The 24755-nt window shown below is 65.5% G+C and carries 25 protein-coding genes; 8 read left to right on the forward strand and 17 right to left on the reverse strand.

What is annotated here, in order from left to right:
* Window positions 1-12: 12 nt before the first annotated feature.
* Window positions 13-573: a TATA-box-binding protein gene (locus AC5FRW_RS03665; RefSeq protein WP_493567072.1), complete on the reverse strand. Its 561-nt coding sequence runs from the start codon at window positions 571-573 to the stop codon at window positions 13-15.
* Window positions 574-725: 152 nt separating this feature from the next.
* Between AC5FRW_RS03665 and AC5FRW_RS03670 the strand changes: the two genes are divergently transcribed.
* Entirely contained in the window at window positions 726-1733 is a 1008-nt protein-coding gene (locus AC5FRW_RS03670; protein ID WP_493567378.1) for a methyltransferase domain-containing protein, read from the forward strand.
* A gap of 5 nt (window positions 1734-1738) precedes the next feature.
* Here the strand turns inward: AC5FRW_RS03670 and AC5FRW_RS03675 are convergent, their stop codons facing one another.
* The 7 genes from AC5FRW_RS03675 to AC5FRW_RS03705 all read right to left on the reverse strand — a co-directional run bounded on the left by AC5FRW_RS03675 (window position 1739) and on the right by AC5FRW_RS03705 (window position 6186).
* The gene (locus AC5FRW_RS03675; protein WP_493567073.1) at window positions 1739-2605 is read right to left on the reverse strand and encodes a plastocyanin/azurin family copper-binding protein; all 867 of its coding nucleotides are present in this window, start codon (window positions 2603-2605) and stop codon (window positions 1739-1741) included.
* 136 nt (window positions 2606-2741) lie between these two features.
* The gene (locus tag AC5FRW_RS03680) at window positions 2742-3290 is read right to left on the reverse strand and encodes a GTP-dependent dephospho-CoA kinase family protein (protein ID WP_493567074.1); all 549 of its coding nucleotides are present in this window, start codon (window positions 3288-3290) and stop codon (window positions 2742-2744) included.
* A 1-nt stretch (window position 3291) separates the two neighbouring features.
* Window positions 3292-3489: a transcription elongation factor subunit Spt4 gene (spt4, locus tag AC5FRW_RS03685; RefSeq protein WP_493567075.1), complete on the reverse strand. Its 198-nt coding sequence runs from the start codon at window positions 3487-3489 to the stop codon at window positions 3292-3294.
* Window positions 3489-4067 carry a DNA-directed RNA polymerase gene (locus AC5FRW_RS03690; RefSeq protein ID WP_493567076.1) on the reverse strand — a complete coding sequence of 193 codons (579 nt, stop codon included), beginning with the start codon at window positions 4065-4067 and terminating at the stop codon, window positions 3489-3491. Before AC5FRW_RS03690 ends, spt4 begins: the two co-directional genes overlap by 1 nt.
* Window position 4068: 1 nt before the next feature.
* Window positions 4069-4446 carry a PIN domain-containing protein gene (locus AC5FRW_RS03695; protein ID WP_493567077.1) on the reverse strand — a complete coding sequence of 126 codons (378 nt, stop codon included), beginning with the start codon at window positions 4444-4446 and terminating at the stop codon, window positions 4069-4071.
* Window positions 4443-5675: a translation initiation factor IF-2 subunit gamma gene (locus AC5FRW_RS03700; protein WP_493567078.1), complete on the reverse strand. Its 1233-nt coding sequence runs from the start codon at window positions 5673-5675 to the stop codon at window positions 4443-4445. The genes AC5FRW_RS03695 and AC5FRW_RS03700 overlap by 4 nt, the downstream gene beginning before the upstream one ends.
* 97 nt (window positions 5676-5772) lie before the next feature.
* Window positions 5773-6186 (reverse strand): response regulator, encoded by a 414-nt coding sequence (locus AC5FRW_RS03705; protein WP_493567079.1) that lies wholly within the window; start codon window positions 6184-6186, stop codon window positions 5773-5775.
* A gap of 189 nt (window positions 6187-6375) precedes the next feature.
* On the opposite strand from AC5FRW_RS03705, the gene AC5FRW_RS03710 reads away from it, so the two are divergent.
* Window positions 6376-7323, forward strand: coding sequence for a DUF5787 family protein (locus AC5FRW_RS03710; protein WP_493567080.1), 948 nt, complete (start codon window positions 6376-6378; stop codon window positions 7321-7323).
* On the opposite strand, the gene AC5FRW_RS03715 is transcribed toward AC5FRW_RS03710, so the two are convergent.
* The 4 genes from AC5FRW_RS03715 to AC5FRW_RS03730 form a co-directional block, all read right to left on the reverse strand.
* The gene (locus AC5FRW_RS03715) at window positions 7320-7556 is read right to left on the reverse strand and encodes a hypothetical protein (protein WP_493567081.1); all 237 of its coding nucleotides are present in this window, start codon (window positions 7554-7556) and stop codon (window positions 7320-7322) included. The two genes, AC5FRW_RS03710 and AC5FRW_RS03715, sit on opposite strands and share 4 nt — an antisense overlap.
* Window positions 7557-7598: 42 nt before the next feature.
* Window positions 7599-8819 carry a DUF418 domain-containing protein gene (locus tag AC5FRW_RS03720; RefSeq protein WP_493567082.1) on the reverse strand — a complete coding sequence of 407 codons (1221 nt, stop codon included), beginning with the start codon at window positions 8817-8819 and terminating at the stop codon, window positions 7599-7601.
* A complete protein-coding gene (locus AC5FRW_RS03725; RefSeq protein ID WP_493567083.1) occupies window positions 8816-9634 on the reverse strand; it encodes an MBL fold metallo-hydrolase in 819 nt (272 codons plus the stop codon). Before AC5FRW_RS03725 ends, AC5FRW_RS03720 begins: the two co-directional genes overlap by 4 nt.
* A gap of 130 nt (window positions 9635-9764) precedes the next feature.
* Entirely contained in the window at window positions 9765-11159 is a 1395-nt protein-coding gene (locus AC5FRW_RS03730; RefSeq protein ID WP_493567084.1) for an ATP-binding protein, read from the reverse strand.
* Between the two features lie 138 nt (window positions 11160-11297).
* Here AC5FRW_RS03730 and AC5FRW_RS03735 point away from each other — a divergent pair, with 138 nt between their 5' ends.
* The 3 genes from AC5FRW_RS03735 to AC5FRW_RS03745 all read left to right on the forward strand — a co-directional run bounded on the left by AC5FRW_RS03735 (window position 11298) and on the right by AC5FRW_RS03745 (window position 14432).
* A complete protein-coding gene (locus AC5FRW_RS03735; protein WP_493567085.1) occupies window positions 11298-12437 on the forward strand; it encodes a thiolase family protein in 1140 nt (379 codons plus the stop codon).
* Between the two features lie 745 nt (window positions 12438-13182).
* Window positions 13183-13842: a hypothetical protein gene (locus AC5FRW_RS03740; protein WP_493567086.1), complete on the forward strand. Its 660-nt coding sequence runs from the start codon at window positions 13183-13185 to the stop codon at window positions 13840-13842.
* Between the two features lie 77 nt (window positions 13843-13919).
* Entirely contained in the window at window positions 13920-14432 is a 513-nt protein-coding gene (locus AC5FRW_RS03745) for a PaaI family thioesterase (protein ID WP_493567087.1), read from the forward strand.
* A 10-nt stretch (window positions 14433-14442) separates the two neighbouring features.
* Here the strand turns inward: AC5FRW_RS03745 and AC5FRW_RS03750 are convergent, their stop codons facing one another.
* Entirely contained in the window at window positions 14443-16347 is a 1905-nt protein-coding gene (locus AC5FRW_RS03750) for a cation:proton antiporter domain-containing protein (protein ID WP_493567088.1), read from the reverse strand.
* Between the two features lie 131 nt (window positions 16348-16478).
* Window positions 16479-17381: an MBL fold metallo-hydrolase gene (locus AC5FRW_RS03755; RefSeq protein ID WP_493567089.1), complete on the reverse strand. Its 903-nt coding sequence runs from the start codon at window positions 17379-17381 to the stop codon at window positions 16479-16481.
* Between the two features lie 97 nt (window positions 17382-17478).
* On the opposite strand from AC5FRW_RS03755, the gene katG reads away from it, so the two are divergent.
* From katG to AC5FRW_RS03770, 3 genes are all read left to right on the forward strand, one after another.
* A complete protein-coding gene (gene katG, locus AC5FRW_RS03760) occupies window positions 17479-19665 on the forward strand; it encodes a catalase/peroxidase HPI (RefSeq protein ID WP_493567090.1) in 2187 nt (728 codons plus the stop codon).
* Window positions 19666-19788: 123 nt separating this feature from the next.
* Window positions 19789-20058, forward strand: a complete 270-nt coding sequence (locus tag AC5FRW_RS03765; RefSeq protein WP_493567091.1) for a DUF7571 family protein — start codon at window positions 19789-19791, stop codon at window positions 20056-20058.
* Between the two features lie 329 nt (window positions 20059-20387).
* The gene (locus AC5FRW_RS03770; RefSeq protein WP_493567092.1) at window positions 20388-20711 is read left to right on the forward strand and encodes a hypothetical protein; all 324 of its coding nucleotides are present in this window, start codon (window positions 20388-20390) and stop codon (window positions 20709-20711) included.
* Between the two features lie 69 nt (window positions 20712-20780).
* On the opposite strand, the gene AC5FRW_RS03775 is transcribed toward AC5FRW_RS03770, so the two are convergent.
* The 3 genes from AC5FRW_RS03775 to AC5FRW_RS03785 all read right to left on the reverse strand — a co-directional run bounded on the left by AC5FRW_RS03775 (window position 20781) and on the right by AC5FRW_RS03785 (window position 24667).
* Entirely contained in the window at window positions 20781-21629 is an 849-nt protein-coding gene (locus AC5FRW_RS03775; protein ID WP_493567093.1) for an alpha/beta fold hydrolase, read from the reverse strand.
* Between the two features lie 90 nt (window positions 21630-21719).
* The gene (locus tag AC5FRW_RS03780; protein WP_493567094.1) at window positions 21720-23501 is read right to left on the reverse strand and encodes an ATP-dependent nuclease; all 1782 of its coding nucleotides are present in this window, start codon (window positions 23499-23501) and stop codon (window positions 21720-21722) included.
* A 104-nt stretch (window positions 23502-23605) separates the two neighbouring features.
* The gene (locus AC5FRW_RS03785) at window positions 23606-24667 is read right to left on the reverse strand and encodes a glycerophosphodiester phosphodiesterase (protein WP_493567095.1); all 1062 of its coding nucleotides are present in this window, start codon (window positions 24665-24667) and stop codon (window positions 23606-23608) included.
* Window positions 24668-24755: the final 88 nt, after the last annotated feature.

Below are 24755 nucleotides of genomic sequence, written 5' to 3' on the forward strand. Positions count from 1 at the left end.
ACGGACGAACCGTTATTCGAGCAGGCCGAGGTCTTCGAGTCGAGAGACGATCTTGTCGACGGCTTCCTTGGCGTCGTCGGGTTCTTTCCCACCCGTGATGACGAGCTTTCCTGAACCGAACAGGAGCGCAACCACGTCGGGATCGTCGAGGCGATACACGAGACCGGGGAACTGCTCGGGCTCGTACTCGATGTTCTCTAGGCCAAGCCCGATGGCGATGGCGTTGAGGTTGAGCGTGCGCCCCAGATCCGCGGAGGTCACGATGTTCTGGACGACGATTTCGGGATCGTCGTCGACCTGAATGTTCAGGTCACGAAGCTTGTCGAAGACGATACGCAGGCTCTGGTGGACGTCGTCGGTGCTCTTGGCACCGGTACAGACGATCTTGCCCGAACGGAAGATCAGAGCCGCCGATTTCGGCTCCTGTGTGCGGTAGACGAGACCGGGGAACTGCTCGGGATCGTAGTCCGCCCCTTCCAGGTCCATCGCCACGCTCTGGAGGTCGAGTTCTTGCCCAATGCCAGTCGAGGCGACGACGTTTTCGATATTGATGGTTTCCTTGGGGTCAACCATGTCTCGATTTAAAACACGTATTTAAGGCTTATAAAGGTTGATGGCACGACCTGACAGGTCGAGCGCCAGTAATGTCACTCGTGTACTATTTATGCCACTGCGACGGGGACGAGACCGGCACGCTGAAACCCCACAGGCACCCACGTCGGGGCGTGTACGTCCTCGAACTCGCCGGACAGGACGATCCGTTCGCGATCCGGGAAGCCCGGAGCGCCGCCAGCGACGTGACCCCGCTCGCGCCCGGACTGGCGACGGCGCGCGGGATCACCGACCGGATCGAGCACCTCGCGTTCACCCACCACGCGAGCGCCCTGCTCGGGACCTGTGAGCCGACCGTCGCCGACGCCGCCGGGCTACTCGACGCCGCGAGCATCGACCGGACCGGCAGTATCGCGGTGCGAGCGGTCGACGTGCGGTCGACGACCCAAATCGACACCCAGCGCGTCGAGCGCGAACTCGGTGCGGTGCTGGTCGAGCGCGGATTCACGGTCGACCTCGACGACCCGGACCACGAACTTCGGGCGCTCTTTGCCGCGGGCGAGCAGCGCGCCACGGATGCCAGTGAGGTCGCCGATGACGCCGACGGCGTCTGTGCGCTGGGCTGGCAGGCGGCCGCGTCGGTGCGGGACTACGCCGAGCGCGCGCCGATGGACCGCCCGTTCGCCCAGCCCGGCAGTATGGACCCCATGGAGGCCCGCGCGCTGGTCAACATCGCCGGCGCGCGCGAGGACCGCCTGCTCGTCGACCCGATGTGTGGCACCGGCGGTGTCCTGCTGGAGGGGGGACTCGTCGGGGCGACTGTCCTCGGCACGGACGCACAGGCCAAGATGGTCCGGGGCGCGCGCGAGAACCTCGATGCCTACCTCGACGGCGACTACGACCTCGCGCGTGCCGACGCGACCCACCTCCCGATCCAAGATAGCGCGGCCGACGCCGTCGTCTTCGACGCCCCCTACGGCCGCCAGTCGAAGATCGAAGGGGAACTCGACGCCGTCGTTGCGGGCGCGCTCGCGGAAGCCCATCGGATCGCACCGCGTGCGGTACTCGTCGCGGACCGGTCGTGGGAGGCGTCCGCCCGAGACGCCGGCTGGACCGTCGAATCCCGCTTCGAACGGCGAGTGCACCGCTCGCTCGTGCGTCACGTCCACGTGCTGGTGTGAGCGAACTACGAACCCCCAGTTTCCGTCTCCGTAGCCGTGCCAGCCTCCGTCCCGGTCCCCGACTCCGTTTCCGTGCTGGTCCCGTCGCCGCTCCGATTCGCTTCGAGTGCCTGCCACTCGACCCGGCCGCGCTCGCGGATCACGTCCGGCCGGAGGTTCGGGTCGGTGAGCGTGATGCGCGCGAGACCGACCGGGCCGGCACGTGGCTCGGGTAGTGCCGACGGGTCCGACACCTCGAAGTCGGTGTCGGTGCGGTCGCCGACGACGACCCGCATCGCCATGCCGAACGCCTCGTGTGGCGCACACTCGATGTCGTACACGCCGGGCGTGTCGAACGTGTGGAGCCACGTACTTGGCCGAGGCCGAACGTCCGCACCGTCGCCCGACTGTTCGTCGGTCTCCTCGCCGCCTTCACCGGGCTCAGCCGGTGGCTCGGCAATGTCGTCGGGGAGTGAGTCGGGGTCCCAGCCCATGACCGGCGACGAGAAGGGCGCGACGCCGTCGGGAAGCCGTCGCTGCATCCCGAACGCCGGGTGGTACGAGGTGACGTTGTGATCCGGCGTCTGGAAGACGAACCGTACCACGTCACCGGGCTGGACGTGTAACCCCGTCGGCTGGTAGAAGAAATCCGCCGGCCGCTCGGGGTTGGTTGGCGGGCCGATCAGCGTCCGCACGATGTGGACGGTGTTGTCGCCAGCCACTCGCCCGCCGTCGCCCGCCTGTTCGTCGCCACCGTCGCCGTTCTCGTCGTCAGTCTGTGCACTCGCGGCCCCACCGAGGAGGCCGACCGCCGTCCCGACACCCAGTCCCTTCATCACGTCACGGCGGAGCGTTCCGATGTCGAGACCTGTCGCTGTTTTGCTGTCTCGCATACGAACAGAGACGGTACCACGGCGCTTTGTAACGTGGAAGCTACACGAGAGCGGCGCTAGTACGGCGGAACTGTTCGGTAGTAAGGACTCGTCTCGCAGCGACTCGCGGCGACGGACTCACGGACGAAAGCCGGTGTTACTCGCCTGAAAGCAGCGCCAACGCCTCGTCGGTCGGCCCGTCCATCCGAGCGACGAGGTCGCGACAGCGCTCCCGAGCAGCGTCGTCGGCCGTCACCAGCACCATCCCCTCGTCTGGCTGGCCGTAGACGACGCTGGCACCCGCTGGCACCGCGAGTGTCGCCGCCAGAGCAGCGAGGTCCTCCTCGCCGTCGACGACGATCAGCGTCGACCCGTCGTCGGCAAGCCCGGCGACGAGCGCGTCGAGCAGTGTCTCGGTGATCGTCCCCGGTGGGTTCTCGACGGTCCGCCGATGGTCGAAGTAGTCGGCTGTGACCGTCTCGCGGACCGTCTCGTCCACGTCGGTGCGCTTGGTTCGCTCGTCGACGAACGCGACCGCTGGCGTCTCGTCGGCGTTCAAAAGGTGGTAGGTAACGATGTCGCCGACGGCGACGATCGGTTCGGTCGCGTCAGCAAGCAGTGCGTCGGCGTCGGTGTAGATCGGCCCCAGCGGCTCCTTGAGGTCGGCGCGCAGCGACGTTGGCAGGTCGAGTACGAACCCGGACACGTTAGCGAACTTTCAACGCGTACTGCCCGGGTTCGGTCACTTCCATCTCCTCGGCGATCTCGGAGGTCTCGGGGTGGGCGATGACGACGTAGCCGGCCCAGTCCTCGGTCAACGAGGTCGAGCCACAGACCTCACAGGACTCCTCGGCCTCGGCTGGCTGGACGCGATGGCAGTCGCGACAGACGAGTCGGTCAGCCATCAGGTATCACCGGCGTCAGCCTGTGCGGCGCGCTTTTCCCGTTCCTCGGTGAGCCAGCCGTGCTTGCCGAGTCCGACCTGCTTTGCGGTCAGGCCGATCTTGGAGTCGCGGGGATTGCGCTCGTCGATGCTCTTGGTGACGATGCGTGCGCGGACGGCGTCGCCGGTCCCGAGCGTCCGGTTGGACTCGCGAGAGGCGAGCGCCTGTCCCTCCTCGTCGTAGGCCAGATACTCATCAGAGATCTGGGAGACGTGCAGCAGGCCGTCGACCGGACCGATTCCCACGAAGGCACCGAAGTTGACCACTTCGACGACCTCGCCGTCGACGACTTCCTGCATCTGGGGATCGTAGGTCAGCGCGTCGAACTCGGCCTCGTAGTAGACGCCGGGCTTGTTCGGGAGGACGGCACCCTCGCCGATGTCGTGGACGTCGATGACCGAGACGACCGACCCGACGTCTTCGTCCATCCGTCCTTCGAGTTTGTCCTGCAGGAGCTTCTTCACCAGATCTGGAGACACGTCTGCGAGGTGCCGTGGCGGCACTTCCACCGTGTCGCGGAGTCGAACCCGTTTGTACATGTTATGGTTGAGTAATGGCGAGTTTGTTCCGACCCCTTAAACTAATTACTGGAACGCCACGATCCAGCAACCGTCGTTTGAGGGGTGCGTCGTTCGTCACAGCGTGTGTTACGTCGTCGTGACCGGCCAGTTCGAGGACGGCGTCGTCGGCGTAATCGGCCGACGCCTCGCGGACGCCACAGCGGTCTGCGAGATCGCGACCGACGCTGGCCGCCGTCGCTTCCTCGCTGGCACCGTCTGCGAGTTTCTCCAGTTCCGCGAGTACCGACCGGGGGACGAGACAGTCGACCGCGTCGAACCCCAGTCGATCGAGTTCCTCGAACACGCGAACGTCGCATTCGACCGGCATCATGAGTGCGTTCGTGTCCAAGACGATCATTCACGGAGCGTGCCGACGCCGATGAGCCGCCAGCGCGCGCCGACACGTCGGTTGATCGCGATCTTCGCACCGGCTTGTGCACACACCGGGCGCTTGAGCGCGACTTCGCACTCGCCACCGCGTGCGCTCGTCACCGAGCCGACAGTGGTGGCGGTGCCGATCGTCAGCATCAGCGGCTCGCCGGTCGAGATCTCGTCGACCTCGCCGCCCTCGTCGCCGACGATCCGTTCGAGCAGGTCGACGTCCATCTCGAAGCGCTCGCGGGTCGGCGGCAGTGTGCCGGGCGGGCCGGCGACGCGGCCAGCCAGCGCGTCACCCTTCGTGAGCGACGGGTCGAGACCGGTACCGATTCCCAGCAGACCACCGGGCGTGGCCGTCTCGACAGTCTCGCCGCCGGCCTGCAACGACCGAACGTCGGTCGTGACCGGCTGCCACTCGCTCTGGCCGCCTTCCTCGACCTCGCGGCCGGGGCGAAGTTCGATCTCGTCGTCGGCTTCGAGTTCACCCTGAACGAGCGAGCCACCGAGGACGCCGCCCTTGAGGTTCTCCCAGGTCGTGCCCGGACGGTTGATGTCGAAACTGCGCGCGACGAGCATCTGGGGGTCTGCGTCCGGGTCCCGGTCGGGCGTCGGAATCTCGCGCTCGACGGCGTCGATCAGGAGATCCATGTTGACCTCCTGCTGGGCGCTGATCGGGACGATCGGAGCGTCCTCGGCGACGGTGCCGGCGACGAACTCCTTGATCTGTTCGTAGTTGTCCTCGGCCCGTTCGCGGTCGACCAGATCGACCTTGTTCTGGGCGATGACGATGTTGTCGATGCCGATGATGTCCAGTGCCATCAGGTGCTCTTCGGTCTGGGCCTGTGGCACGTCCTCGGTCGCGGAGACCACGAGGACGGCACCGTCCATGATCGCCGCACCGGACAGCATCGTCGCCATCAACGTCTCGTGACCCGGGGCGTCGACGAAGGAAACCGTTCGGACCTCCTCGGTGTCGACGTCGTGCTCCTCACAGTGCTCGGCCGCGGTGAACGCGTCGGGAACCTCGGCTTCGGGACAGCGGCGGAACGTGGCGTCCGCGTAGCCCAGACGGATAGAGATACCACGTTTCATCTCCTCTGAGTGCTGGTCAGTCCATTCGCCTGAGAGTGCCTGGACCAGCGTCGTCTTCCCGTGGTCGACGTGGCCGACGAGTCCGATGTTCACCTCCGGTTGGTTGTGCGATGTCATCTCGGGAGTAATCTTGGTAGGGATTCGCCTCCTGCGAGTGATAAACCTACTGTTTGCGCCCGCAGACGCTCGCGGGCCTGCGAAAGCAACACACGATCTATCGGCGTTCGACGGTGGTGCGTCGACGGATGTGGGTCGCCATCGCCGCGTACTGGGCCGTCGAGACCTCTTTGTGGACGTAGTCGATCCCATGCTCCCGGGCCGCGATCATCAGATCGGTGTCGTCGTCGCTGGTATAGAGGATGCGAACGGCGTCGGGGACGCGCTCGCCGACGCGGTCGAGGAAGGCAAGCCCGTCCATCTGTGGCATGTGGTAGTCGCTGATGACGCAGTCGACGGCGTCATCGAGCGCGTCCAGTCCCTCGCTGGCGCTGGTCGCCGTCGCCACCGACAGCTCGTCGTCGGTCCGTTCGAGATAGATCCCGACCATATCCGCAAGCTGAGGTTCGTCGTCGACGACGAGCACGTCGATCACTCCAGCACACCCACCGGCATCACCCACGGTTGCCATCACTGGATTCCTACAGCAGGGAACGTCATAAAATACCATGCCAATCACCCACGAGAGAAAGGAGGTATCGCAAGTGAGCGGATCTCTCACACTGGAGACGCTCGAAACGCTAGTCACACACCACCGGCCGGATGCGTCCGACAGTCGGTAGCTGCTACGCTTTTGTCCGTCGATCCCGTTGCTCCGAGCGTGCGGGAGTTCGCCTTCGAGGTCGCGCTGTGTCGCGCTATCGAGCGCGAGTCGGTCGTGGCCCGACAGCTCGGTGCGAGCGTCCACGGCCGTCGGGTCGTCGATGTCGTCAGCGTCGACCCCGGGCCGGCGTTCGACGAGCGAGCGGCGATCACACCCGAGCGACTGCCCAGTGGGGCCATCGAGGCCGACGTGGGACCGGGGCGGGCACGCTACTGGAAGGACGCCTTCGACTGCCACCCCGACCGGGCCGAACGGGCCATCGAACTGGCCGTCGAGCGTGGCTTCTTCGAGCGAGAGCGACGCGGCGGGCGCACCTACGTCCGCCAGACGACACGCTACCCCGACTGGTTCGACCGGATCGTCGCCATCGAGAACAAACCCGATCTGGGCCGCCCCGGCGATCTGGAAGCGCAACTCCGAACCGACGTGTCGCTCGCGGTCGCGGACGAAGTCGTGCTGGCGACAGCGTCCCACGTCACCGGCGCGCACCTGAATCGCATCCCCGAAGAAGTCGGTGTCTGGCGGTTCGATCCCGAGACCGGCGAGCGCGAGGTCGTGCGCGAGGCGGCCGCGCTCCCAGTCGACGAACCGGGCGTCGAACTGCTCGACCAGCACCCCGGGCGGACCGACGTGCGGATCGTCACGGCCAGCGAGAAGGCGCGCCTGCGACGACGGATCGCCGAGCGCGCCTACGGCAAGGGGTGGCGCACCTACGATATGCCGGCCTGCCGCCAGTGTCGACCCGACGCCGACGGCCTGCCCTACTGCGCGTGGAAGGACCGGCCAGTCCACGCAAACGAGGAATGCGGAGGCGACTGTGGGGGGTTCGAGGCGAGTGAGGTACCCGAGATCGACCGCGAGCGCCTCCGCGACGAGCGGACGCCGTGGGACCCCGATCCGCCCGGCCGCCAGCGGACCCAGTCGGGGCTAGATCGGTTCGGCTAGTCGACCGAATCGTCGAAGCGCTCACCGTCGACCGTCGGCGCTTCGTCGGCGACGTGCTCGCTGTGACCGGTGCGGGCCTGATAGTTCGCAGAGCCGGCGATGGCGGCACACAGTCCGATCCCGAGGACGAACACCCAATCGATCGCCCCCGCGACGTACTGGAACGTGCCCGCTGCTGCGGCCGTACAGGCGAGGGCACCCCCACCCGCTTCCAGAACGTGGCGCAGATCCATGCCCAGTGGATGGGCAGCGAAGGGCATAGTTCTGCGGTTGACTCACGACACGCGGAGTGGCTGGCGGTCGCCGTAGGTGAGCGTCCGCCACAGCCACTCGACGGGGCCGAATCGGAAGGAGCGCAGCCACAGCACCGACAGGGGGACCTGCACGGCCCAGATCGCGAGGACGACGCCGGCCATCTCGACCCTGCTGAGAGAACCGAACAGACCGAGTCCGTGACCGTAGAAGAGAGTCGTCGCGACGACGGTCTGGAGCAGGTAGTTCGTCAGCGCCATCCGGCCGACGGCGGCCATCGACCGAACGGCGAGACCGTCGGGGCGAGCGCGACAGTACAGCGTGATCGCGCCGATGTAGCCACCGGCGACGAGCAGGCTCCCCCAGTGGTTGAACTGGAGCCAGTACAGTGCCGCGCTGGCGGCCCAGTCGCTGGCTTCGATGTACCAGACGCCAGCGCCGACGACTGCGAGACCGACGAAACCGCCCGCGACGAGTCGCCAGTAGTCCCGCGCCGGGCGTTCGCTGGTCAGCACGCCCCAGCGGTACAGCGCCATCCCGAAGAACATGGAGCCACCGGTACGCCACATGGTCGACCCGAGGAAACCGGAGGTCTGACGGGACAAGGCGGTCGGTACACGGTGTTCGAGCTGTGTGAGCCAGCCGCTCCGGTAGATATCGATTTCGCGCTGCAGCGTCGCCGTGGCGGGCTGCCACTGATCGGCGATCACCGAGGGACCCTGAAAGAGGGCGGCGAGCAGCTCGGAGAGGAACGGCGCGAGCAGAAAGATGAGACCGTATTTTGCCAGCAATCCGGGGCGACGGTCACGGAACTGCACGAGCAGGAATCCGAGCAGAGCGTAGGCCACGAGCACGTCCCCGTACCACAGCAGGTAGGCGTGTGCCAGCCCGATCACCAGCAGCCACGCGTTGCGGCGGCGGAACAGCCCCGTCGCGTCGGCTGTCCCGTCGTCAGCCCCATCGCCCGTCCTGTCGGCCTTCCCATCGAGAAAGAGGAGCACGCTGGCGCCGAACAGCGCCGAGAACAGCGTGATGAACTTCGATTCCGCAAAGAGATGACCAAGCAGCCACACCCAGTAGTTCGCGCCCGTGAAATCGCCGTACACAGTCGGATTGAACAGGACGGCCTCGGGCATCGCGAACACCCGAATGTTGATGACGAGGATGCCGAGGACGGCGACGCCCCGGATCGCGTCCAGACTGACGATGCGCTCGTCTGGCGGCGTCGGTGTCGACCCACTCATAGCTCGAATCGCTCCCCATCGACGGCGATGTCGTCGGCGAACGCGTGCTCGGGCGGGACGAAGTGAGCGGTGTGGACGATCCGGTAGTCGTCGGCGTCGAGGTCGTCGGCCAGCGCCCGCGCACCGGTCAGGGTCATGTGCTTGGTACCGAAGGTCCGGGGGACGCCGTCTTCGTCCTCGTGGTCGCCGCCGACGGGGTGGTGAGCACAGAGGTCGGCGTGGACGATGCCCTCGACGAGCGCGAGGTCCGCACCGCGCAGGACGGCACGAGCCTCGGCGTCGATGGCGTAGCTCGTATCGCCCGAGATCGCGAGGCTCGCGCCGGTCGCTGGCTCGTCGATGCGCAGGCCATAGGAAACAAGCGGCGGGTGGACGACCGGGACGAGTGTCACCTCGAAGCCCGCCGCAGTGAACGACTCGAACGGCGTCCGACCGTGGACCGTGATCCGGTCGAGGTAGTCGTAGCGCTCCCGGACGGTCTCGGCGACGCTCTGGCCGGTCGCTGGATCGGTCTCGTCGGCGGCAGAGACGGGCAGCGAATCGACCAGTCGGTAGACGTTGCCAAGTCCATCGAGGTGGTCGAAGTGGATGTGCGTGACGACCGCCGCGTCGGGCAGGGGCACGTCCTCACGGAGGAACTGATGGCGAAAATCGGGGCTGAAATCGACGAGCAGCGACCGCTCTCCGTGCTCGACGTGGACCGAGAAGCGCGTCCGTTCGACACCGCGCTCGCGGGCCTGCTCACAGGTCGGACAGTCACAGCCGACCGTCGGCGTCCCCGTCGTGTCACCCGTCCCAAGCAGCGTAACCCGCATCGTCTGTGGCTCAGTGTCTCACCGGCAAAGGGATGGCGCTCTGTCGGTCAGACGGATAATTGTCGTCGTTTGCCCGGTCGACTGCACGACGGTGCGCGGTCGACCCGGTCAAGATTTACAACAAACCGTATCAGTCGTCGTCGGCGTGGTCGTGGTCGTGGTCGTGATCGTGATCGTGATCGTGATCGTGCCCACCGTCGGAGGCCGCCTCGTCGCCGCCACCGGAGATGTCGCCCCCGGCGACCAGCGCCTCGTGGTCGCCCTCGATCATGTCCATGTTCTTGAGGTTGTCCCGTTCCTCGAAGTCCGCGACGGCGTCCCGAAGGTCCTGCTGGGTGAGCGTCGTCCGTTCCTCGGTCAGTGCTTCGAGGACCGCCTCACGCAGGACGAGCCGGAGGTCGCTGCCGGTCAGCCCCTCTGTGATGTCGGCCAGTTTCCCCGGCTCGAAGTCGACGATGTCCATCTCCTGTGTGACGATGCGGAAGATATCCCGGCGCATGTCCCGGTCGGGCTTGGGGAAGTTGACGATCTCGTCGAAGCGCCGCCACGCTGCGGCGTCCAGTTGGTCGGGGTGGTTCGTCGCGCCGATCAGGAGCACGTCGTCCTGAATCAGGCTGACCTCGTCGATGGACTTCAACAAGGTGTTGACCGCGCGCTTGATCGCCGCGTGCTCGTCCGACGAGCGGGTCTTTGCGACGAAGTCGAACTCGTCCATAAAGAGGATACACGGCGACAGGCGCTTGGCGACCTCGAAGGTCTTCTCGACGTTCTTCGCAGTCTCACCCAGATACTGCGAGGTGATCATCGACAGCTTCACCTCGACGAACGGGAGGTCGAGGTCCTGTGCGAGCGCGCGTGCGACACTGGTCTTCCCGGTGCCCGGCGGCCCGACGAAGAGGAGTTTGCCGATCTCGCGCAGCCCGATCTGGGCGAGGTAGTCGCGGTGCTCGATCGCCTTGACGATCTTGAGGATCTCGGACTCCTGATCGGGTGTGAGCACGAGCTGGTCGAGGGTCATGTCGACCTCTTCGGGAGCGCGGACCTCGACCAGATCCAGCATCCCCTCTTCCTCTTCTTCCTCGTCGAACGCGTCGTCCAGCAACGCGTCGATCAGCGCGCGGTCGGCCCGAGCCGGTCGGTTTTGCTTTCTGGCTGTCTCGTAGTCGACGCCGTCGATGTCGTCGCCGAACTCGCGGGCCAGCACCGGATTGGCGAGCAGGCGTTCGGCGTCGGCGCGTTTGGCGTACCACTCCTCAGCCATCGATCGGTCGGTAAAGGAGATCGCGCCGGAAAATTCGTCCCGGTCGGTAAACATCAGTCCCGAGATGGCTTCCCATGGCCGTTCGATCCCCGTCGCCGTCGTCGCGGCGTTCGCCGTCGGCGTCAGGGGCCGCTCGATCTCCCCGTCAGTCCAGAACGCTGCCCGGTAGGCCGGCGGGAGATCGTCGGGTTCCAGATCGCGCTGCTCGGAATACACCGTCGTCGTCAGCAGGAACTCGACGATATCTAGCTCCAGATCACTCATTCCCACAACAGTACTCGTGGGAGCGGGATAAGTAAATCGAACCCGCGGCGGTGTGGGTGCCAGTAGCGAGGGGTAAACGGGAGACACCGGTGGCGAAGTTTGTGAGTTTTTAACACGCTCGCGCCCGACGGGTGGGACATGTCACAGACGCCAGTCGTCGTCGACGCAGTGCGAACACCACAGGGGAAAGAAGACGGTGTCTACGCCGACGTACGGAGTGAGGACCTTTCGGTCCCGCTCGTCAATCAGTTGCTCGCCAGTACCGGTATCGAGTCAGCGCAGGTCGACGACCTCATGTGGGGCTGTGCCCAGCAGCGAGGCGAACAAGGTAATAATCTCGCGCGCGTGATCGCGCTGCTCTCGGATCTGGGCGAATCGGTCCCGGGAACGACGGTCAATCGCTGGTGCGCGTCGTCGGCACAGGCCGTCGCGTCCGCCGCCGACGCCATCGCCGCCGGCCAGCGCGACTGTCTGATCGCCGGCGGCGTCGAGTCGATGTCCCGGGTGAAGATGGGCGAGAACACCCACAACGTCCATCCCAAGCTCGCCGAACTGTACAACATCGGCGAACTCCAGATGGGAATGACCGCAGAGAAGGTCGCCGAGGAGTACGACGTGAGCCGGGCGGCACAGGACGAGTACGCCGCCCGCAGCCAGCAACGCGCCGCCGAAGCCACCGAGTCGGGCCGCTTCGACGACGAAATCGTTCCCATCGAGACCGACGACGGCACCGTCGACGCCGACGAGGGAATCCGGCCAGAGACCACCGCCGAGAAGCTCGCGGGCCTGCCGACCGTGTTCAAATCGGAGGGAACGATCACGCCCGGCAACGCCTCGCAGGTCTCGGACGGCGCGGCCGGTCTCATGCTCACCTCGAAGGCGTTCGCCGAGGAGCACGGTCTCGAAATCATGGCCGAAGTCGGGGCACACTCCGTGGCCGGCGTCGACCCCACGGTCATGGGCATCGGCCCGGTCCCCGCCGTCGAGAAACTCTGTGAACGCACCGGCCGGGACCCCGACGACTACGATCTCGTCGAACTCAACGAAGCCTTCGCCAGCCAGACGCTGTACTGCCAGCGCGAACTGGGCTTCGACGACGACAGCTTCAACGTCAACGGCGGGGCCATCGCCATCGGCCACCCGCTCGGTGCCACCGGCGCACGCCTCCCCGTCACGTTGCTCCACGAGATGGAGAAACGGGACGCGAAGCTGGGGCTGGCGACCGAATGCGTCGGCTTCGGACAGGGACAGGCCATCGAGTTCGAGCGCGTGGAGTAGGGCGAGTCTCCACGGTTAGCATTCGCGCGGATGAGTGGTCCGAAGGACCCGGTAGTCCGCGCGATTCACTCGATCGAACGAAGTGAGATCGAGCCTTTTTCACCCATGTTTTTGCGCGAGTGGTTCCCGCAGTGAGCGAAGCGAACGAGGAAACCCGAAGCGGAAAAAGATGGATGCCGAGAAACGGGACGCGAAACTGGGGCTGGCGACCGAATGCGTCGGCTTCGGACAGGGACAGGCCATCGAGTTCGAGCGCGTGGAGTAGAAAGAGCATCCGGCGACGGAGTCGCCGGTTCTCTGCCGTCGAACAGCGTGAGACGGCAGCCTTTTTCACCCATGTTTTTGCGGCGAGCGGTGCGCGGAGCGCACCCGAGTCGGAAAAAGATGGATGCCGAGAAACGGGACGCGAAGCTGGGGCTGGCGACCGAATGCGTCGGCTTCGGACAGGGACAGGCCATCGAGTTCGAGCGCGTGGAGTAAGCAGAGCATCCGCGCCGCAGGCGCGGTTCACTGGAGTCGAGCGAAGCGAGACTCCAGCCTTTTTCACCCATGTTTTTGCGACGAGCGGTGCGCGGAGCGCACCCGAGTCGGAAAAAGATGGATGCTGATACTGCCGGCTGTAACTTCGTGAAGATCTTCGCCACCCCGGGGTGGCGAAATCGTTCACAGATTTACAGCCGGTAGTATGAGAACTATAGAGACCTCATAGCAGCCCTTTCCAGTGAGAATCGACGACTGCTTTCCAATGGCGACCACCACAGACGCGTTCGGTGACGCCGTACGCGAACAGACCGACGAGTATCTCACGGCAGTCAGGCAGTGTGTGGCGACGTTACCGCCCGCGTTGTTCGGGTACGGCCAGAGCGAGTTCGCCAGCGGCGTGTCGGCACTCGTCGCGAGTGAATCGGTCTGTGACGATCGATTGCGGACGCTGCGGACGACACTCGGGACCGCGGAGCCAAATTACACCGAAGTGTATCTCAACAGCGCCACGGTCATGGAGCTGTTCGTCCTGCTGGACGAGGTGCCAAACTGCGCCGAGCAGTTCCTCCGCGAACTCGACGCGGTCCGGCGCCCCCTCGACGAGGGGACGACCGACGCGCTCACGCAGATGGCCGCGCTGGCGGCCCGTGCGACCCGCATCCTCACCGAGGCGATCGATTCCGTCGTCGCCGGACTGGTCGAACCGGGCGAGACCCCGGCGATCGTCGACGCCGTCGATCAGGTGGCCGTCCTCGAAAGTCGCGCCGACGATCTGAAATACGAGATCATCACCGACGCCTTCGACACGCTACCGACGGCCGAGGCCGTCGTCGTCCGGGATCTGGCCCGCTCGCTCGATGCGGCACTGGACGCCGCCGAAGATACCGCGGATCAGTTGCTGTACGTCCACGCCGGCGCGTAGCGTCGCCGACAGTCCACGCACCGCCCGTTGGGAAGCGTTCGCACGGCTTTATCAGGCGGGCAATACTGGACAGAGCCATGAACATCGAACGGATCTTCGAGCAGATTCCCTTCGCGCAGGAACTCGGTATCGAATTCGAAACGGTCGAGAACGGCCACGCGGAGGGACACCTGCCGCTGCGGGCGGAACACTCCTCGAACCCCGGACAGCTGATCGCCCACGGCGGGGTCACCTACTCACTGGCCGACACCGTCGGCGGGGCGGCCGTCGTCTCCCAGTCCGAGTCCGTCTCGCCGACGATCGATATGCGGATGGACTATCTCGCACCGGCGACGGGGGACCTGCGAGCGGTCGCTGACGTAGTTCGAATCGGTGGGAGCGTCGCCACCGTCGACATCGAGGTGTACGCCGCCACTGGAGTGAACGCCAGTGAACCCCCGGACGCGGACGCGTCCGGGAATGCGGACGACCACCACGTCGCCAGCGCCCGCGGTGTCTACAAAACAGGAGGGCAGGGAGAGCGGACGCCCTGGACCGAGGGACGGGACGGCGAGAACGGCGCGTCCGATCCCGGGACGGTCGAGGACTGACGGTGTCGACCTAGCCGCTTACGTCGGACTTGACCATCTTCATCCCTTCGCGGACGGAACTGCGCCGGCCCAGCAGCGTGATCTTGTCCCCTTTCTCGATCACGTAGTCGGCGGTCGGGACCAGCGTCTCGTCGTCACGCGTGACGAGTGCGATCAGGCAAGCGTCGGGGAGCATCGGACCGATCTCACTGACCGGCTTGCCGACGAAATCGCCACCCTTGACGGCGACCTCTTGTACGTCGCCGTCCCGGCCCACGTCGGTCATCCAGTTGGCGATGGCCGGGCGCTCGATCTGGTTGTCCATGGCCCAGGCGGTCGCCATCGACGAGGAGATGGTTCGAACACCGAGATCCTCGAACGCCTCGACGTTGTCGGGGTTGTTAGCCCGGGCGATGACGTTCTCGACGTCGAACTTCGATGATGCCAGTTGGGACACGAGGAGGTTCACGTCGTCGTCACCGGTCGCGGCGGCGACGATCTTGGCGTTGTCCGCGCCGGCAGAGCGTAACACCTCGGTGTCGGTGCCATCACCCCATTCGACGGTGAACCCGTCGTTGCGGGCGCGTTCGACGATTGGCTTTTCCTGTTCGATCATGACGATGTTCTCGCCACGGTCTTCGAGGCGTTCGGCGAGCGATCGGCCCACCTTCCCGCCTCCGACGATGATGACTCGCATTGGTATCACATCCAGGTATTCGGCGATGTAGCGCGCAAAGCCGCCTTCGAAGACGGCCGTCAGCAAGATTGCGAGGAAGACGACGCCCAGTAGGAGACTCGCCTGCTCGTTGAGTCCCGGCTGGCCCAGCTCCTCGGCGGCAGTCCGCAGTTCGACGGCAAACAGCGTCGCGACCGACGCAGGAATGATCCCGCGCGGGCCGACGAGGCTCATGAACGTCCGTTCCTGTACGGTGAAACGGTCACCGAACGTCGAGAGGAAGATCAGGGCCGGGCGCAAGACGAGCGCCATCACGACGACCACGGCGACGCCGGCCAGTCCGACCTCGCGGAGCGTGTCGAACTGCAGGAGCGCCGCGAGCGTGATGAACACGAAAGAGAGCACGAGCAGCGTGATGTCGCCTTTGAAGTCCTCGATATCTTCCTCGTAGGGAATGTCGGCGTTACCGAGCAGGAACCCGGCGGTCGCGACGGCGGCGACGCCGGCCTCGCTCGCCAGCGAGTTCGCCGTCGCGAAGGCGACGAGCGCGCCCGCGAGCACGAGCAGGCGGGCGTTACGCGGTGCGTCGCCGGGCGCGAGGTCAACGTAGCGCACGAAATAGTAGAGGAGGCCGGCGACGATGACCCCAAAGAGCAAGCCGACGCCAAGGCGCTGGACGAATCCCAGAATCAGGCCGTGGGAGTCGGCGGCGGGGTTGATGATCTCGAAGAAGACGACCGCAAGGATGGCGGCACTCACGTCGTTGACGATCCCCTCCGTTTCCAGTGCAGCGGCGACCCGATCACGGACGGGAACGACGCGGAGGATCGGCGTGACGACGGTCGGCCCGGTGGCGGTCAACAGCGCACCGATCGTCAGCGACAGGCCCCAGGAGGCCCCCAACAGGAATCTGACGGCCGCGGCAGTGCCGACCAGTGCGATGAGCGCACCGATCGTGACGATCCGAACGGACGCCGCCGGGGCTTCGCGGATCCGTTCGATCTTGAGGTGAAACGCACCTTCGAAGACGATGATGGCGACGGCCAGTCCGACGATCGCGGGCAGTGCGTCCCCGAACGACGCGGGGTCGATGATCGGCGACCCGATGCCGGGAAGGAACGGCGCGACGGGTCCCAGCAGTAGTCCTGCCCCGATGTAGAAGATGATCGTCGGGACTTTGAGTCGATCGGCGAGCAACTGCGCTAGGACACCGATCGCGATGATTCCCGCAACCAACAGTATCAGTTCGGTAGCCGCCATCGTCTAGGCGGGCCATTGGGTCGCCCTCTTATAAACGCACTCACTCCCGCCGAGACTGCCGGAATCGACAGCCACCGAACGGCCCGTTTCGCGGTTTTTCGTGGCGTGGGTTCTGCGGTACGTCGTCTTCGTTACCGGTCGTCGAGGTACGTCAGGACGCCCCGGACGTTCATCGCGACCTCGGCGCGGGCCTTGTGCTCGCTCCAGATGGGCGGCGTCTCGACGGTGTCGACGAGGTGGTCGACGACAGCGTCGTCGCTGTCGTGGCGCTCGCGTTCGCGTTCGACGGTCTCGACCCACTCCGTGAGCACCGTCCGGTACTCGTCCAGCCGATCGGCACTACGGGTGGGACCGAAGTGGGCGTACAGCAGCCACGACCGATCCAGTGCGCCGAGCAGTTCCACGTCGGCGACCGCCTGTTCGAAGTCGAAGTTCGGCGGCGGACTCGTGACGTGGACCTCGTCGGTCGAGGGGGTGTAGATGCCGGCGGCGTCGGCGGTGAACACGCCGTCGAGCGTGGGCGCGTCGAAGACGACCTGATGGGGGGCGTGGCCCGGAACCGACCGGGCGGTCAGCGACTGGCTCCCCAGATCGATCTCGTCGCCGTCGGTCAGCGTCTCGATGCGGTCCTCGGGGACGGGCGTCGGTTCGGTGTAGTACTCGATCTGATCGCCGACGGCCGCTTTCGTCCCGGCCCACAGGCGTTCCGGGTCGGCGAGGTGGCGCGCGCCGGACTCGTGGACGGAGACGGTCGCGTTCGGACAGTCCTCGACGAGCAGGCCCGCGCCGCCGGCGTGATCGAGGTGGACGTGCGTGAGCGCGACGACTTCGAGGTCCGTGGGCGCGACGCCCGCCTCGTCCATGAGAGCGTGGACCCGTTCGACGTTGGTCCCCAGCCCCGTATCCACGAGCGCAGGCCGCTCGCCGTCCAGCAGATAGACGGACCCGTACTCCTCGACGTCGTACATGCCGGTGTCGACGTACCAGAGATCTTCGTGGACCGACTGTGCCCGAACCACGTCGCCGATTGTCATACCACAACACGGTGGCGGTACGGGGATAAACGTAGCGGGGGGTTTGGCTCATGACAAAGTAACTGTTACCCTGCGGGGAGACAGACAGTGAAAGTAGATGACGGACGACAGTCCCAACCACGGCACAGCCGAAGTGGACACAAAGACGAGTCGACGACGGGGGAAATCGAACGACGAATGGTGGCCAGAACAACTGAGTCTGGAGATTCTCGACCAGAACGCCCGGAACGTCGATCCGATGGGTGAGGGCTTTGACTACGCCGAGGCGTTCGAGAGTCTCGACCTGGAGGCGGTCAAGGAAGACCTCGAAGCACTCATGACCGACTCGCAGGACTGGTGGCCGGCCGACTACGGCCACTACGGGCCGCTGTTCATCCGCATGGCGTGGCACAGCGCCGGCACCTACCGCGCCAGCGACGGCCGGGGTGGCGCGGCCGGTGGGCGACAGCGCTTCGCACCGATCAATAGCTGGCCCGACAACGCCAACCTCGACAAGGCCCGCCGTCTGCTCTGGCCGGTCAAGCAGAAGTACGGCCGCAAGATTTCGTGGGCCGACCTGATGATTCTGGCCGGCAACGTCGCCATGGAGTCGATGGGCTTTGCGACGTATGGCTTCGCCGGCGGTCGCGAGGACGCCTTCGAACCCGACGACGCGGCCTACTGGGGACCAGAGACCGAGATGGAGGCCAACGAGCGCTTCGACGAACCCGGCGGGATTCAGGAGGGGCTTGGCGCGTCCGTGATGGGCCTGATCTACGTCAACCCCGAGGGACCGGATGGCCAGCCAGACCCGGAAGCCTCCGCGAAGAACATCCGCCAGACGTTCGACCGCATGGCGATGAACGACGAGCAGACCGCCGCACTCATCGCCGGTGGCCACACCTTCGGGAAGGTCCACGGCGCGGACGACGGCGACCACCTCGGACCCGAACCCGAGGCCGCGCCCATCGAACAGCAGGGCCTCGGCTGGGCAAACGAGTACGGATCGGGCAAGGGCAGCGACACGATCACCAGCGGTATCGAGGGACCGTGGACGGCCTCCCCGACCGAGTGGGACATGGGCTACATCGACAACCTCCTCGAATACGAGTGGGAACCGGAGAAAGGCCCCGGCGGCGCGTGGCAGTGGACGCCCAAGAACCCCGAGGAAGTGGCCGACGCACCGGACGCCCACGAGGACGGCGAGCAGCTACCGATGATGCTCACGACCGACATCGCGCTGAAGCGAGACCCCGAGTATCGTGAGATCATCGAGCGCTTCCAGGACAACATGGCCGAGTTCGGCATCGCCTTCGCGAAGGCCTGGTACAAGCTGACCCACCGCGACATGGGCCCGCCCGAGCGGTTCCTCGGCCCAGAAGTGCCCGAAGAGGAGATGCTCTGGCAGGACCCGCTGCCCGACGCCGACCACGGCCAGATCGGCGAAGAGGAAGCCGAACTGCTCAAAGACGAACTGCTCGATTCGGACCTCTCGGTCTCTCAGCTCGCCAAGACCGCGTGGGCCTCGGCATCGACCTACCGCGACAGCGACAAGCGCGGCGGAGCAAACGGGGCGCGCATCCGCCTCGCACCCCAGAACGAGTGGGCGGTCAACGAACCCGAAGAGCTGGAGACGGTGCTGTCGACGCTCGAAACGATTCAACAGGAGTTCAACGACTCGCGCTCGGACGGAACGCGGGTCTCGCTCGCGGACCTGATCGTCCTCGGGGGCAACGCCGCGGTCGAGCAGGCGGCGGCCGAGGCCGGCTACGACGTCGACGTGCCCTTCGAACCCGGCCGCGTCGACGCCACCGAGGAACACACCGACACCGATTCCTTCGAGGCGCTCAAGCCCGACGCCGACGGCTTCCGCAACTATCTGGGCGAGGACAACGACCGAACGGCCGAGGAGCTACTGGTCGACAAGGCCCACCTGCTGGACCTGACCCCCTCGGAGATGACGGTGCTCGTCGGCGGCATGCGCGCACTGGGCGCGACCCACGGCGACGGTCAGGGCGTCTTCACCGACGACGCGGCGACGCTTTCGAACGACTTCTTCACGAACCTGCTCGGCATGGACCACGAGTGGGAACCGGTCTCAGAGGAGCGAGAGCTGTTCGAGGTCCGCGACCGCGAGACCGGCGAGGTCGAGTGGGAAGCGACCCGCGTCGATCTGATCTTCGGCTCCCACTCCCGGCTGCGGGCGATGGCGGAAGTGTACGCCGGTGAGGAAGAGCGGTTCGTCGAGGACTTCGTCGACGCGTGGCACAAGGTCATGACGCTGGACCGCTTCGATCTGGAGTGATCTGAACGACTTCCGGTCGACGACCCGGTTTCTCACTGCGATCCGTGGCGGTTTTTCGCGATCAGTATTCGCCCGAGGGAGTACGGTTATATGTATGTGGCACACAGTAGCACACGGATCGCTATGCAACCGTGCCACAACTGTCAGGCAGTTATCGACGAGTACATCCTCGACAAACAACTCGAACCCCTGCGAGAGCTGACAGTCGACGACTTCAACGTCTGTGCCGACTGCACGACGGTCGTTGACGACGCGTGCGTGGAGTGTGGCGGCGCGGTCTACGTCCCCCGAGGTGAGCAGACGGTCCCCGACTACTGTCCGGCGTGTCGATCCGACGTGCTGGCCGAGACCGGCGAAGACCCCGGCTGGACGGTCGACGCGAGTTCGGCCTGATACGGAACGTTGTAGCAATGTACCGGTGAGGGACTACCCGTTGCGACGCTCACCGGCAAGTACAGACAACGTTCCGTATGAGCGGAACGAACCGGTGCTTTGCGGTGCGGTCGACCTTTCGCATGCATGGTAGGACACACGTCGAGCGCGTGCGCCGTCGTGCGGCGGCGGTGATCGACGCTCGATCAGCCGAAACCGGGTCCTCCCGTAAACAGCGGTTTGAACCGGTCTATACGGGAGCAAATCGAAGTGAATCGCGTTAAATCGACCCCAAAACGGGTGCAGCGTCGACCCCCCTTTTCCCAACCCAGCGGCATGGATCGGATGCGATGATCGAACACGCACTGCCCGTGATGGCAACGTTTGCGACTGACACTGTACAGATGGCTGCACAGGCCGGCCCGCCGGCAGACCTGCCCGCGAACGTCCCGGCGTTCGTCGGCGAGGTCGTGGACGCGGTCGGACGGTCGGCCGGTGACACGATGAACGGTCTCGGCGAGACGGTCAGCGACCTGACGCCGGGCGGTAGCGAAACGGCCGCCGCGACGGGAGCAGGCCCCAGCGACGCGGCCGCGAACGCGAGTGACGGCATCGAAAACGCGAGCGACGCTGCAACAGTCAGCGACGCCGCTGCGGACGCAGTCGGCCGATAGAACGTCCTGCGCTCCAGTTCCCTCGCCGTTCGGAGTGAAACCGTCCCCTGTTTGTCACCGGATGGCGGATCACTCGACGGCGTCCAGCAGAATCTCCTCGAAGTGCTCGACCAGGGTCGAGTAGTGGCCCGCCTCGACGACGGTCACGTCAGTCCCCGGGAGGCGACTCGCGAAGGCCTGCGCGACAGGGAGCGGAACCTGCCCGTCGTTGTGGCCGTGCCACAGCGACAGTTTCGGCGCGCAGTCGGCCGGGTCGAACCCCCACGGCTCGCCCAGCATCGGGAACTCGTGGGCCGATCCCTTGCCGCCCTGAGCGAACGCCGCTGCGGCGTCGGCCACGAGAACGCTGCCGTCCGGCGAGTCGAACAGTGCCTGATCGGCGTCGGACGCCCCGCCCTCGATCATCGCGCGAAAGCGGCTGGGCCAGTTTCGCGCCAGCCAGCCCGTGAGACCGAAGACGCCCCGCGAGAAGCCCGGCACGTGCCGGGTGGCCGCGGTCAGCCGGCGGTTCGACGCCGTCGCGTGCTCTTTGGTCGACGGCGGCCCGGGACTGGAGACGAGAACGCTCTGTGTGACACGGTCGAGTTCGTGGGCGCAGGCAGCCGCGTGTGGACCGCCGGCAGAAAAGCCCACGACCGAGACAGTATCGAGGTCGAGCATCTTGCACAGCGCTCGCACGTCGTCGGTCCACGCAAGCAGGTCGCGACCGGGCTGGAACTCCGACTCGCCAAAGCCCGGTCGGTCCGGTGCGATCAGGCGCACGTCGTGGTGCTGGGCTTGCTCGTCGAACAGCGACCACATGAGCCGCGACCCCGGGTTCCCGTGACAGCAGACGACTGGCCTGCCGTCGGCGCGACCGTACTCCTCGTAGGCGAGGCGACGCCCGTCGTCGACGACCACCGTCTCTGGTCCGCTCATTGACGACGATACTGGCCCGGCCACTATATAAGCGGGCGATCCAAATCCGGGATCGGCCGGACGCCGTGGGCGGTCGTCGCGCGGACGGCGTCACTCGACGAGTGCGTTGATCTCCTCGATGAGGGCGACGATCTCGTCGTCGATCTCCTCTGCAGTGAAGTGTTCCGCGATCGGTCCCGAGTGATGTCGTTCGCTGTACGATCCCTGTGCGACGTGTTCTCGGAATAGTGCGTCGACGGTCCCCTTGTCCAGCGTCGCACCCTCCGTGTACTGGCGGACGTTCGCTTCCGACGTATCGAGCATCGAAGCGATCGGACGGGGCGGGGTCAGCAGGTACGATTCGATCTCCTCGCGTTCGAGGACGTGGATCTGGTGGGCACCGATTGGAAGGTGCTCACAGTAGTTCGATTCTACGGCGGTCCGTTCGTCGCCGTCGGAATCCGCGACCACGAAATACGGGATGCGCATCCGATCCAGCACGTCCATGACATCGGGACCGTGATCGAACAGTTCGTCGCCGCCACTGGGGACGAGTGTTACGCCGGAGTCAGCGACCGGCACGCCCAGTTTCTTCGAGAACGTCTTGAGGACGGACTGGTCGGACACGCCATCGACGAACACGACCGCGCTCGACTGGAGCATGTCACCGCGGCTAAAGCCCATCCGGGAGAGATGCTCGTCGACGGACGTGTCGTCGATCCGTTCGACCTCGGTGACGCTGTTGGCGCTCATATCGCGGGTGACTGCGAGAACGGCACCGGCGTCGGACTGTTCGACGAAGATATCAGAGTGGGTCGAGACGATCGTCTGGGTCTCCTCGTCGGCAACTGATCGGAGCTTCTCGAACAGTTCCCGCTGGGCGTCGGGATGGAGGTGCAGTTCCGGTTCCTCGACGACGAGCAACTCACAGCCATCGCTGGCGAGGACGATCTTCGTGATCAAGATCAGGATCTCTTTGGACCCCGACGAGATCGATTCGAGCGGGAAGAGCCGGTCGTACTCGCGTTCTTTGATCTTGACAGTCGTGTCGGGGCTGTGATCGTCGCCGACCAGCGGCGCACGGAGTTCCGAGACGCCTTCCATGATATCGGCGTACAGTCGGTCGATCTCCGCGAACACCTCCGGGCGGTTCTGTGCCAGCGTGTTGAGGACCTGTGCGAGGTTCTCGCCGTTTTCCGCCAGCGTCTCGTCGATTCGCAGCGGCATCGTGTCCTGTGCTTTGCGGAACGAATCGACGAACTTCCACTTGGAAACGTGGCTGTAGAAGATCGATTTCAGCGGCGTCGGAACGAACAGTTCCTCGACGGTGTCGTCGATATCGGCGTCGCCGTCGATGTCGAACGAGTCGAAGTCGGCGGTCGCGTTTGCGGTCTCGACCGACAGATCGATCTGCCCGTTCGTGGCGGTCGGTGTCGTCAGCTCGACCGTCCCCAGTTCCCGTTTGTACACGCACTCGTGGAAATAGGACGGGTCGTCGGAGTCGGTGTGGAACACGACCTCAGAGCGAGTTTCGAACTCGTCGACGGCGATCCGGTGGGTAAAGGTCAGTTCGTCTTCGGTGCGGTCCGCGACGATCGCTGCTAGCTCGTCGTCGTCGATCGCATCGACGATCGCGTCGCGTTCGTTGTTCGTCGTAGAATAGGTCGCCGCGAGCGTGACTGTCGTACAGGCCGGCCGTGCCATGAGACGCCGGTCGAGCCAGTCGTCGCTGATCGGAGCGCCGTGCAGGATGGATTGATAGTCCAGAAGCGAGTGCAAAACGTTCGATTTGCCGGAATTGTTTCGACCGACGAGGATATCCAGCCCGGAGACGCGAAACGACTCGTCTTCGACGCTCCGATAGTTTTCGACAGCCCACTGTTCGAGTTGCATACTGGATGGTGTATCGAACGCACTGGCGGCCGTCGCAAATAAGTGATGACATCGGCCCAGCAACGCGATGAGGGAGACGCAGCCTGCGGGGGGAGACCGCAGCGTCAGTGCTGGGTTCCGAACCGCAGGAGATCGGGGTAGTCGGCGATGAGACCGTCGACGCCGGCAGCGGCCAGCCGTTCGGCCTGATACCAGGTCGCGAGCGTGTAGACGTTCACGTCCCGGTCTTCCTCGTGTGCGACCGCGACGAGGTCGATGTCGGCCCACTCCGACCCTTCCGTGTAGTAGGAGTCACGGAAGAACGGCGTGCCGGCGACCATGTTGTACGGCGGGTGGATCGCCTCGGCGTCGTACTCGCGGGCGATGGCGATGCCGTCCTCGATGGAGTCCCACAGCAGCGGGGCGACGGGATAGCTCGACTGAGCGCGGACTTCGGCGATGGCGGCCTCGTAGAACGACGAGAAGAGCACGTCGTTGGTAGCGTCGTCGACGACATCGAGGACCGATCCGACGAACGGCCGCCAGATCGCTCGCTGGGTCGCCAGCGCGTCACCCGAGAGGTTCGCCGCGAATTCGAGGTCGGTGCTGCCGGGGTTCTTGAGTTCGACGTTGACAGCGACGTTGCGCGGGATGGCGTCCATGACCGCGGTCAGCAGCGGGACCGTCTCGCCACTCCCAAGGACTTCGGCACTGGTGACGGTCTCCGTCGACTGCTCCCAGACCAGCCCTTCGGTGTCGGTCAGACCGCGCTCGCCGCCGTCGCGCTCTGCGAGTCCGTTGTCGTGGAACACGACCACGTCGCCGTCGGCGGTCGGCACGACGTCGATCTCGATCATCTCGGCGCTGCGAGAGGGCGCTCGGTTGGTGAAACCACCACGGGACGCCGCCTCGACCGCGCCGACCGTGTTCTCGGGGTTGTAGCCGGCGAACCCGCGGTGGGCGATGATCGTCGGTGCGTTCCCCTTTCGGTGTGTCGGATACGACCGGTCGCCGACCCCGCTGTCACGACCGCCTCGCCCGTCCTCGTCGGGAGTCGCGCCAGCGACACCGACCGCACTGGCGGCCGCCGTCGCCGCACCGGCCATGAAGCCGCGTCGGCGGAGACCGGCCGCCGTCGTATCGGGATGCTCACTGTCCTGATTCGTCGTCGCTGAGTCGTCGGACATCACTGGACGGCACGCTCGTTCCGGGAAAGAGCGCTTATAATTTTGTTCCGTACCGGTCCGGGCACTACGTAGTCATCCAGACCCGTGA

This window comes from Halomicrobium sp. HArcht3-1 (genome assembly GCF_058933345.1).

What these genes read in the sequence shown, in the direction of transcription:
- AC5FRW_RS03665 (WP_493567072.1), bottom strand. Translation starts at nt 573, where the DNA reads ATGGTTGACCCCAAGGAAACCATCAATATCGAAAACGTCGTCGCCTCG.
- AC5FRW_RS03675 (WP_493567073.1), bottom strand. Translation starts at nt 2,605, where the DNA reads ATGCGAGACAGCAAAACAGCGACAGGTCTCGACATCGGAACGCTCCGC.
- spt4 (WP_493567075.1), bottom strand. Translation starts at nt 3,489, where the DNA reads ATGGCTGACCGACTCGTCTGTCGCGACTGCCATCGCGTCCAGCCAGCC.
- AC5FRW_RS03690 (WP_493567076.1), bottom strand. Translation starts at nt 4,067, where the DNA reads ATGTACAAACGGGTTCGACTCCGCGACACGGTGGAAGTGCCGCCACGG.
- AC5FRW_RS03695 (WP_493567077.1), bottom strand. Translation starts at nt 4,446, where the DNA reads ATGATCGTCTTGGACACGAACGCACTCATGATGCCGGTCGAATGCGAC.
- AC5FRW_RS03700 (WP_493567078.1), bottom strand. Translation starts at nt 5,675, where the DNA reads ATGACATCGCACAACCAACCGGAGGTGAACATCGGACTCGTCGGCCAC.
- AC5FRW_RS03705 (WP_493567079.1), bottom strand. Translation starts at nt 6,186, where the DNA reads ATGGCAACCGTGGGTGATGCCGGTGGGTGTGCTGGAGTGATCGACGTG.
- AC5FRW_RS03715 (WP_493567081.1), bottom strand. Translation starts at nt 7,556, where the DNA reads ATGGATCTGCGCCACGTTCTGGAAGCGGGTGGGGGTGCCCTCGCCTGT.
- AC5FRW_RS03720 (WP_493567082.1), bottom strand. Translation starts at nt 8,819, where the DNA reads ATGAGTGGGTCGACACCGACGCCGCCAGACGAGCGCATCGTCAGTCTG.
- AC5FRW_RS03725 (WP_493567083.1), bottom strand. Translation starts at nt 9,634, where the DNA reads ATGCGGGTTACGCTGCTTGGGACGGGTGACACGACGGGGACGCCGACG.
- AC5FRW_RS03730 (WP_493567084.1), bottom strand. Translation starts at nt 11,159, where the DNA reads ATGAGTGATCTGGAGCTAGATATCGTCGAGTTCCTGCTGACGACGACG.
- AC5FRW_RS03735 (WP_493567085.1), top strand. Translation starts at nt 11,298, where the DNA reads ATGTCACAGACGCCAGTCGTCGTCGACGCAGTGCGAACACCACAGGGG.
- AC5FRW_RS03740 (WP_493567086.1), top strand. Translation starts at nt 13,183, where the DNA reads ATGGCGACCACCACAGACGCGTTCGGTGACGCCGTACGCGAACAGACC.
- AC5FRW_RS03745 (WP_493567087.1), top strand. Translation starts at nt 13,920, where the DNA reads ATGAACATCGAACGGATCTTCGAGCAGATTCCCTTCGCGCAGGAACTC.
- AC5FRW_RS03750 (WP_493567088.1), bottom strand. Translation starts at nt 16,347, where the DNA reads ATGGCGGCTACCGAACTGATACTGTTGGTTGCGGGAATCATCGCGATC.
- AC5FRW_RS03755 (WP_493567089.1), bottom strand. Translation starts at nt 17,381, where the DNA reads ATGACAATCGGCGACGTGGTTCGGGCACAGTCGGTCCACGAAGATCTC.
- katG (WP_493567090.1), top strand. Translation starts at nt 17,479, where the DNA reads ATGACGGACGACAGTCCCAACCACGGCACAGCCGAAGTGGACACAAAG.
- AC5FRW_RS03765 (WP_493567091.1), top strand. Translation starts at nt 19,789, where the DNA reads ATGCAACCGTGCCACAACTGTCAGGCAGTTATCGACGAGTACATCCTC.
- AC5FRW_RS03770 (WP_493567092.1), top strand. Translation starts at nt 20,388, where the DNA reads ATGATCGAACACGCACTGCCCGTGATGGCAACGTTTGCGACTGACACT.
- AC5FRW_RS03775 (WP_493567093.1), bottom strand. Translation starts at nt 21,629, where the DNA reads ATGAGCGGACCAGAGACGGTGGTCGTCGACGACGGGCGTCGCCTCGCC.
- AC5FRW_RS03780 (WP_493567094.1), bottom strand. Translation starts at nt 23,501, where the DNA reads ATGCAACTCGAACAGTGGGCTGTCGAAAACTATCGGAGCGTCGAAGAC.
- AC5FRW_RS03785 (WP_493567095.1), bottom strand. Translation starts at nt 24,667, where the DNA reads ATGTCCGACGACTCAGCGACGACGAATCAGGACAGTGAGCATCCCGAT.